Annotated in this window: 7 protein-coding genes; 6 read left to right on the top strand and 1 reads right to left on the bottom strand. The window is 73.5% G+C overall.

Features of this window, described 5'->3' with window-relative positions:
- The first annotated feature begins 287 nt into the window (after positions 1 to 287).
- Entirely contained in the window at positions 288 to 584 is a 297-nt protein-coding gene (locus tag ACFW1A_RS04345) for a hypothetical protein (protein WP_380403904.1), read from the top strand.
- 97 nt (positions 585 to 681) lie between these two features.
- The gene (gene glmS, locus ACFW1A_RS04350; RefSeq protein ID WP_380403907.1) at positions 682 to 2,508 is read left to right on the top strand and encodes a glutamine--fructose-6-phosphate transaminase (isomerizing); all 1,827 of its coding nucleotides are present in this window, start codon (positions 682 to 684) and stop codon (positions 2,506 to 2,508) included.
- Between the two features lie 43 nt (positions 2,509 to 2,551).
- Here glmS and ACFW1A_RS04355 read toward each other — a convergent pair whose 3' ends face one another.
- Positions 2,552 to 4,429 (bottom strand): glycoside hydrolase family 15 protein, encoded by a 1,878-nt coding sequence (locus tag ACFW1A_RS04355; RefSeq protein ID WP_380403910.1) that lies wholly within the window; start codon positions 4,427 to 4,429, stop codon positions 2,552 to 2,554.
- A gap of 23 nt (positions 4,430 to 4,452) precedes the next feature.
- Between ACFW1A_RS04355 and ACFW1A_RS04360 the strand changes: the two genes are divergently transcribed.
- The 4 genes from ACFW1A_RS04360 to ACFW1A_RS04375 form a co-directional block, all read left to right on the top strand.
- Positions 4,453 to 5,259: an SAM-dependent methyltransferase gene (locus tag ACFW1A_RS04360; protein WP_380403913.1), complete on the top strand. Its 807-nt coding sequence runs from the start codon at positions 4,453 to 4,455 to the stop codon at positions 5,257 to 5,259.
- Complete coding sequence (locus ACFW1A_RS04365) at positions 5,256 to 7,379, top strand: putative bifunctional diguanylate cyclase/phosphodiesterase (protein ID WP_380403916.1); 2,124 nt, start codon at positions 5,256 to 5,258, stop codon at positions 7,377 to 7,379. The genes ACFW1A_RS04360 and ACFW1A_RS04365 overlap by 4 nt, the downstream gene beginning before the upstream one ends.
- Positions 7,380 to 7,572: 193 nt before the next feature.
- Positions 7,573 to 8,391, top strand: coding sequence for a glycosyltransferase family 2 protein (locus ACFW1A_RS04370; RefSeq protein WP_380403917.1), 819 nt, complete (start codon positions 7,573 to 7,575; stop codon positions 8,389 to 8,391).
- A partial coding sequence (locus ACFW1A_RS04375) for a hypothetical protein (protein ID WP_380403920.1) occupies positions 8,388 to 8,787 on the top strand: 400 nt, incomplete at its 3' end. The genes ACFW1A_RS04370 and ACFW1A_RS04375, both read left to right, overlap by 4 nt.

An 8,787-nucleotide genomic window follows, 5' to 3' on the forward strand; every position in this document is an offset into this window, starting at 1 on the left:
CCGCCGGCGGCCGGCAGCGGCGAGGGAGCCCGGGGCGATCGCGGAGACGACCGCGCCCGGTCCGGAGAGCAGCAGCCCGGGGCGGGCGAGCGGCCACCGGCCCGGCCGGGCCGCGTCCTGCGGTTCCACGGCGGTGGCCTTCCTGGGCCGGGAGTGCGAGGGGAAGGGGCTGGCACGTCCGTTCGGCGCCCCGATGGTGCGTTCGAGTGAAGGAGAACCGTCAAGGCCTGCCCGATTCCGGGCAGGATTCTTGGTTTTTTCGGACTGCCCGCCTAGTCTCACTCTCTGTGGCCAGTCAGTATCCCCTTCCACCCCAGCAGCAGCCGCCCTTCGCGGACCTGATCGCCCACCTGACCCGCACCAGCGTGCTGGGACCGGGTGAGGCGGCGCGGGTGGTGGCAGAGGTGCTGGCGTACTTCTCGGAGACGGCCACCGAGTTCGTCCAGCGCCGGCACGCGGAACTGCAGGCGCGCGGACTGACCAACGAGCAGATCTTCGCGCGGCTCGCGGTCGAGCTGCCCGCCCGGCGGGTGGCCGCGCCCGAGCTGTCGGCGCGCCAACTGCGGCGCATCGTCTACGGATAGCGCGGCGGAGGGTCGACGGAGATGCGGGTCTCCGGGGCCCGTCGCCCGCCCGCGCCGTCCGCCCTTCCCTCAACCCGATCAGGAGCCACCCCTCACCATGTGCGGAATCGTCGCCTACATCGGTCCCAAGGACGCCACCCCGTTCCTCCTCGAAGGCCTGCAGCGCCTGGAGTACCGCGGATACGACTCGGCCGGGGTCGCGGTCACCGGCAAGGGGGCGGGCCTGAAGGTCCGCAAGACCAAGGGCCGGGTCGCCGACCTGGCCGCGGCCGTCCCGGCCCGGTTCAAGGGCAGCACCGGCATCGGCCACACCCGCTGGGCCACCCACGGCGAGCCCAGCGACGCCAACGCCCACCCCCACCTGGACAACGCCGGCCGGTTCGCGGTGGTGCACAACGGCATCATCGAGAACGCCGACCAGCTGCGGGTCAGGCTGACCGCCGAGGGCGCGGTCTTCAGCTCGGAGACCGACACCGAGGTGCTGGTCCACCTGATCGCCGCGCACAGCGGGGAGGGCGTGGAGCTGGAGGAGGCGGTGCGGGCCGCGCTCAAGCTGGTGGTCGGCACCTACGGCATCGCCGTGGTGGACGCCGAGCAGCCGGACCGGATCGTGGTCGCCCGCAACGGCAGCCCGATCGTGCTGGGCCTGGGCGAGAAGGAGATGTTCGCCGCCTCCGACGTGGCCGCGCTGGTCCGCTACACCCGCCAGGTGGTCCACCTGGAGGACGGCGAGCTCGCCGTGGTCCGGGCCGACGGCTTCCGCACCTTCACCGAGGACGCCCGCCCGACGACCCGTCAGCCCTCCACCGTGGACTGGGAGATCGACTCCTACGACACCGCGGGCCACGCGCACTTCCTGATCAAGGAGATCCACGAGCAGCCCTCCGCCGTGGAGCGCACCCTCAGCGGCCGCCTCGACGAGCGGTTCGCCACCGCCCACCTCGGCGGGCTCAACATGGACGCCCGCGAGCTGCGCGACATCCGCCGGGTGAAGATCATCGGCTGCGGGTCCGCCTACTACGCGGGCCAGATGGGCGCCCAGCTGATCGAGGAGCTGGCCCGGATCCCCGCCGACTCCGAGCCGGCCTCGGAGTTCCGCTACCGCAACCCGGTGATCGAGGCCGACACCCTGTACGTCGCGGTCAGTCAGTCCGGCGAGACCTACGACACGCTGGCCGCCGTGCAGGAGGTCAAGCGCAAGGGCGGCCGGGTGCTCGGCGTGGTCAACACGGTCGGCAGCGCCATCGCCCGGGCCTGCGACGGCGGCATCTACCTGCACGCCGGCCCGGAGATCTCGGTCGCCTCGACCAAGGCCTTCACCTCCACCGTGGTCGCCTTCGCCCTGCTGGCCCTGCACTTCGGCCGGATCAACGACCTCTCGCCGGCCGACGGCCGCCGGATCGTCGAGGGCCTGAAGGCGCTGCCCGGCCAGATCCGCGAGATCGTGGAGAAGGACAAGGAGATCGCCGAGCTGGCGGCCGAGTACGCCGACTGCGAGGGCATGATGTTCATCGGCCGGGTGCGCGGCTACCCGGTGGCCCGCGAGGGCGCCCAGAAGCTCAAGGAGATCAGCTACGTGCACGCCGAGGCGTACCCCGCCTCCGAGCTCAAGCACGGCCCGCTGGCCCTGATCAGCCCCGAGCTGCCCACCGTGGCGCTGGTGCCGGACGACGAGCTGCTGGACAAGAACCTCACCACGCTGGGCGAGATCCGGGCCCGCGCGGGCCGGGTGCTGGCCATCGCGCACACCGCCCCCGACCCGAAGCTGGCCACCCACACCCTGCTGGTGCCGCGCAACGAGCCGGAGCTGGACCCGCTGCTGCTCAACATCCCGCTGCAGCTGTTCGCGTACCACGCGGCGGTCGCCCTGCAGCGCGACGTGGACAAGCCGCGCAACCTCGCCAAGTCGGTGACGGTCGAGTAGTACCCGGGCAGTCGGTGGGGGCCTCCGGCGGGACCGGGGGCCCTCACGCACCGGCCAGCGTGAACGCCGCGTTCACCAGCGCCACGTGGCTGAACGCCTGCGGGGTGTTGCCGAGCTGACGCTCCGTCAGCGGGTCCCACTCCTCCGAGAGCAGCCCCACGTCGTTGCCGAGCCGGACCGTGCGGTCGAACAGCTCCTCGGCCTCGGCCCGCCGCCCGATCTCGGCCAGTGCGTCGGCCAGCCAGAACGAGCAGGCCACGAAGGCGCCTTCGGCCCCCGGCAGGCCGTCCTGCTGGTAGCGCCGGACGAAGCCGCCGTGGTCCAGCCGGTCGCGCACCGCGAGCACGGTGCGGACCACCCGCGGATCGTCCGGCGGCAGGAACCCGGTCTTCGCCACGAAGAGCACGGCCGCGTCCAACTCCCGCCCGCCGTAGTGCTGCACGAAGGCGCCGAGGCGTTCGTCGTAGCCGTGCGCCAGCACGTCCGCGTGCACCGCCGACCGCAGCTCCCGCCAGCGCCGCACCGGCGCGGGCAGGCCGGTCGCCTCGGCGAGCCGGACGGCGCGGTCGGCGGCCACCCAGCTCATCACCTTGGAGTGGACGAACTGCCGCCGCCGGCCGCGCACCTCCCACAGGCCCTCGTCCGGCTCCCGCCAGTGCCGCTCCAGGTAGTCCATCAACGACCGCAGCAGGCCCCAGACCTGACGCTCCATCGGCAGTCCGGCGGCGTACGCCAGGTAGAGCGTGTCCACCACCTCGCCGTACACGTCCAGCTGGAGCTGGCCGACGGCGGCGTTGCCGAACCGCACCGGCCCCGAACCCTCGTAGCCGGGCAGCCAGCCGGCCTCGGTCTCCGGCAGTCCGCGCTCGCCGGCCACGCCGTAGACGGCCTGCAGGTCGCCGGGGTCGCCGGCGATGGCCCGCAGCAGCCAGCGCCGCCAGGCCGCCGCCTCCTCCCGGAAGCCGCCGCGCAGCAGGGCGGACAGCGTCATGCTGGAGTCGCGCAGCCAGCAGTACCGGTAGTCCCAGTTGCGCTCGCCGCCCAGCGCCTCGGGCAGCGCGGCGGTGGCCGCGGCCACGATGCCGCCGGTGGGCGCGTAGGCCAGCGCCTTCAGGGTGATCAGCGACCGCAGCACCGCGTCCCGCCACGGACCGCGGTAGCGGCAGCCGTCGGCCCACCGCTGCCAGTCCTCGGTGGTCTGGCGCAACTCGCGCTGCGGGTCCACCCGGTACGCGGCGCCGCGGTGCGAGGGCTGCCAGGTGAGCACGAACGGGACGCAGTCGCCGGCCCGCACGGTGAAGTCGGAGCGGGTGGCGCCGTCCTGCCCGTAGGTGTGCACCCCGTCCGGCACCCGGAGCCAGGCCGAGTCGGGCCCGGCCACCGCCACCCGGTGGTGGTCGGTGCGGCGCACCCAGGGCACGCTGCGCCCGTAGTTGAAGCGCAGCCGCAGCTCGCCGGTCATCGGCACGGTGCCGTCGAGGCCGGTGACGAGCCGGATCAGCCGCGGATCGCCGTCCCGCTGCGGCATGAAGTCGGTGACCTGGACCGATCCGTCCGGTCCGGCCCAGCGGGACTCCAACACCAGGGTGCCGTCCCGGTAGTCGCGCGAGACCTGGTAGCTTTCGGCCGCATCGGGGGCCAGCCGCCAGTGGCCGTGCCGCCGGTCGCCGAGCAGTGCGGCGAAGCAGCTGGGGGAGTCGAACCTGGGCAGGCAGAGCCAGTCGACCGAACCGTCCCGGGCCACCAGGGCGGCGGTCTGCAGGTCTCCGACCAGGGCGTAGTCCTCGATCCGTCCTGCCATGCGGCCATTCTCCGCTCCACGGCGGCGGACGGCAGGTGGGACGGGCGGGCCACGCGGGTCCCGCCGGGCGCTTGCGGAAGCAGTGGTTCCCGTAGGATGATCTTTGTGCCTCTTGTCCAAAACTGTGTCGGAAGGGGTCCCTGATGCGGCGACCGTCGTGGGTGCCCGCGGGTATGGATCTTGACCGTCCGGCAGCGGCCCGTGTGTACGACTACTACCTGGGCGGCTCGCACAACTTCGCCGCCGACCGCGAGATGGCGCGCAAGGCCATCGAGCTCTGGCCCGACCTGCCGCTGATCATGCGGGCGAACCGGGCCTTCCTGCGCCGTGCGGTGACGTACCTGGCGCAGCAGGGCTTCACCCGGTTCCTGGACATCGGCTCCGGCATCCCGACCTTCGGCGCCGTGCACGAGGTGGCCCGGGAGATCCAGCCGCGGGCCAGGGTGGTCTACGTCGACAAGGACCCGGTCGCGGTGGCGCACAGCCGCCTGCTGCTGGAGCACGACGAGCTGTGCTCCGTGGTGGACGCCGACCTCACCGACCCGCAGACCCTGCTGTCCCGGCCCGAGGTGGCCGAGCTGCTCGCCGAGGGCGAGCCGGTGGCGCTGCTGCTGGTCGCGGTGCTGCACTTCGTCACCGACGAGCAGGACCCGGACGCCATCCTGGCCACGCTGCGCGACGCGCTGCCGCCCGGCAGTGCGCTGGCGATCTGCCACGCCTCGCTGGAGGGCCGGCCGGACCAGGCCGCGACCCACCAGGAGCTCTACCGCCGCACGCCCACGCCGATGACGATGCGCTCGGCCGAGCGGATCCACCACTTCTTCGACGGCTTCGAGATGGTCGAGCCCGGCGTGGTGTACCTGCCGCAGTGGCGGCCGGAGGAGCCGGAGGCGGTCGGCGAGCACCCGGAGCGGATGGTCGGGCTGGTCGGCGTGGGGCTGCTGCCGTGAGCAGGCCGCGCCCGGTCCGGGACGAGCCCGAGGTCGGGGCCGTCGAACCGGCCGTCCCGGACCCGGAGCGCTGGGGCAGCCTGCTGCGCGGCAGCCAGGGCACCGCGATGCACCCGGACGCGCTGCACCGGCTGGTCACCCGCACCACCGAGCTGCTGCACCTGGCCCAGGCCGACGACGGGCTGGACACCGGCGCGGCCGCCGAGGCCGGCGCGCTGCTGGTGGAGTCGCACTTCACCGACCCGGGCCTGCTGGCCGGCGCGATCAGCCTGATCCACGCCGGCGGACCGGGCCAGCCGCGCTACGCCGACCTGGCCGGCGCCTTCGCGGCCGGCTGGGCCGAGGCGCTGCGCGAGCGCACCCTGCAGGAGCAGGAGGCGATCCGGCTGGCCGCCGACACCGCCCGCCGCGAGGCCGAGCGGGCGCTGCGCGAGTCCGAGGCCCGGTTCCGGGCCCTGTTCGAGTCGGCGGCGATCGGCATCGGGATCGGTGACGTCGAGGGCAACATCCTGGCGGTCAACAAGGCGCTGCAGGACATCTTCGGCGCCCGCCCGGGGGACATGCAGGGCCGCCGGGTCAACGACCTGGTGCACCCGGAGGACTCCTCGGGCGTCTGGGAGGCCTACGAGGAGATGGTCTCCGGCAAGCGGGAGCACTTCTCCTTCGACAAGCCGTACTACCGCCAGGACGGCGAGGTGGTGTGGACCCACCTCACCTGCTCGCTGATCCGCGACGACGACGGCACCCCGGTCTACCAGGTGGCGATGCTGGAGGACATCACCGACCGCTACCGGCTGCAGGAGCGGCTGCGCCACCAGGCCACCCACGACCCGCTGACCGGCCTGCCCAACCGCTCGGCCTTCTTCGAGCGGCTGGAGGCGGTCTTCGACTCGCCCGAGCCCGGCGCCCGGTTCGGCCTGTGCTACGTCGACCTGGACGGGTTCAAGGTGGTCAACGACAGCCTGGGCCACGAGATGGGCGACCAGCTGCTGGCCGCCGTGGCGCTGCGGCTGGAGTCCGCGCTGCGCCCGCTGGGGCACCTGGTGGCCCGGCTGGGCGGCGACGAGTTCGTGGTGCTGCTGGAGGACTGCCGGGGCGAGCAGGAGGCCGTGGCGGCCGCCAAGACGGTGCTGGCGGCGCTGGCCAAGCCGGTGCCGATCGACGGCCACCGACTGGCCATCGGCGCCAGCGTCGGCGTGCTGGAGCGGCCGGTGGCGGCCACCACGCCGATGGCCGCGGTGCGGGCCGCCGACCTCACCCTGTACCGGGCCAAGGAGGAGGGCCGCGGCCGCTGGACGCTCTTCGACCCGCAGCGCAACGCCCGCTCGGTGAGCCGGTACGCGGTGTCGGTGCGGATGCCGGTGGCGCTGGACCGCGGCGAGTTCTTCATCGACTACCAGCCGCTCTGCCTGCTGGCCGACGGCTCGCTGTCGGCGGTCGAGGCGCTGGTGCGCTGGCGCCACCCGCAGCTGGGCGTGCTCGGCCCGGACGAGTTCATCGGCACGGCCGAGGAGACCGGCCTGATCATGCCGCTGGGCCGCTGGGTGCTGGAGCAGGCCTGCGGACAGGCGGCCGACTGGGCACGGCAGTTCGGCGACCGGGCGCCGCAGATCAACGTCAACCTGGCGGTCCGTCAGGTGCGCAACGCCGGGCTGGTCACCGACATCGACCGGATCCTGCGGTCCTGCGGGCTGGAGCCGAGCCGGCTGCAGCTGGAGATCACCGAGAGCGCGGTGGTCGGCCCGAAGGACGAGTCGCTGCGCGCCCTGCACTCGCTGGTGGACATGGGCGTCTCGCTGGCGGTGGACGACTTCGGCACCGGTTGGTCCAACCTGGCCTACCTGCGCGACCTGCCGGTCTCCAGCCTGAAGATCGCCGGCTCCTTCGTCAGCGACCTCAAGGACACCGGGCGCGAGCAGGTGCTGGGCTGGCGGATCGTCGGCGGCCTGGTCTCGTTGGCGCACACCCTGGGGCTGACGGTGACCGCGGAGGGCGTGGAGAACGCCGACCACGCGGACCGGCTCCGGCAGATGGGCTGCGACCGGGCCCAGGGCTGGCACTTCGGCCGCCCGGCCCGCCCGGAGGAGATCGTCCGGCGCATCATGGAATCGGACAAATAGCCGCAAATCGCTTGACCGGCGGCGGATCCGGTGGTCTGATGGGGAACCTAGGGGTCGGGTAGCCCGAGGGAGCGGGCCGCGGGGGCGGTGGGGATCGCGGGGGAGCCGGGGGCGTTTCGGGGGGTTTTCGGATACCGCCAGGGTCACCCCTGCGTCCAGGGGTACCCCCTTGCCTCAGGAGAGGCAGTCAGCGATGAGCACCACTCTGCCCGGGCATGCCGACGCGCATGCCGACGCGCAACCTCCTACGCCGGCCCGTCGCGCGGACGACCGCCTGACCCGCCGGGCCACCGATCGCAGATCAGCCCGACGCACCGTCAGCCTGGTGGTGCCCGCCCGGGACGAGGCACTCAACATCCCGTGGGTCTTCGAGCAGATCCCGCGCTGCGTCGACGAGGTCCTGCTGGTCGACGGCGCCTCCCGGGACGCCACGCTGAAGATGGCCAGCACCTGCCTGCCGACCGTGCGCACGGTCCGCCAGAGCGGCCCGGGCAAGGGCAACGCGCTGCGCACCGGCTTCGCGGCGGCCACCGGCGAGTACATCGTGATGATCGACGCCGACGGCTCGATGTCGCCCGGCGAGATCCCGCACTTCCTGCACTTCCTGGACCACGGCTTCGACTTCGTCAAGGGCTCGCGGTTCCTCTCCGGCGGCGGCTCGCTCGACCTGACCGCCATCCGCTCGTTCGGCAACCGCGCCCTGCTCGCCGTGGTCAACCACCTGTACGGCGCGCGGCTGACCGACCTCTGCTACGGCTACTGCGCGTTCCGGCGCAGCTTCCTGGACACCCTGGAGCTGTCCGCCACCGGCTTCGAGATCGAGGCCGAGATGGTCGCGCACGCGCTGCGCAAGGGACTTCGGATCGCCGAGGTCCCGAGCCTCGAACTCCCCCGCCGCAGTGGGCGCTCGCACCTGCACGCGGTCTCGGACGGCCGACGGGTACTGCGGACCCTGATCGCCGAGCGCCCCGGCGCCCGGCCCGCGCAGACGAAGGCCGTGGGGGAGCGATGAACGGCACCGCCCGGCGCACCGAGGCGGCCTGCCCCCGCCCCGCCGCCCGCGACTCGCTCTACACCCCCGTCCGGGTGGTCGAGCTGGACCTGGCCCGTCCGTACGAGCTCCGCTCGCCGGACGGCCGGATCCAGGGCGACGCCGCGTCGGCCGCGGGCGTGTTGGCGTTGGTGCGGCTGCACGGGCACCCGCTCGGGCTGGTCACGGCCACCGGTACCGCGGACGGCCAGGCCGCCCTGTGCCGGGCGCTGGCGGCTGCCGCTCATCGTGAACTCGCCGTCCCGGTGGCGACCCCGGTCGCCACCGGGCCCCGTACCCCCGCGAGCTCCGCCGCCCGCCCGCGTCGGGCGGGCAGCGCCGGGGCGACCGCCGCACCGCCCCTGATAACCGAGGTCG

The organism is Kitasatospora sp. NPDC058965 (assembly GCF_042741245.1).
In the GTDB taxonomy this organism is placed as follows: Bacteria; Actinomycetota; Actinomycetes; order Streptomycetales; family Streptomycetaceae; genus Kitasatospora.

Excerpts from the sequence above, each read along its gene's own strand:
- ACFW1A_RS04370 (WP_380403917.1), top strand. The coding sequence starts at position 7,573 with ATGAGCACCACTCTGCCCGGGCATGCCGACGCGCATGCCGACGCGCAA.
- ACFW1A_RS04360 (WP_380403913.1), top strand. The coding sequence starts at position 4,453 with ATGCGGCGACCGTCGTGGGTGCCCGCGGGTATGGATCTTGACCGTCCG.
- glmS (WP_380403907.1), top strand. The coding sequence starts at position 682 with ATGTGCGGAATCGTCGCCTACATCGGTCCCAAGGACGCCACCCCGTTC.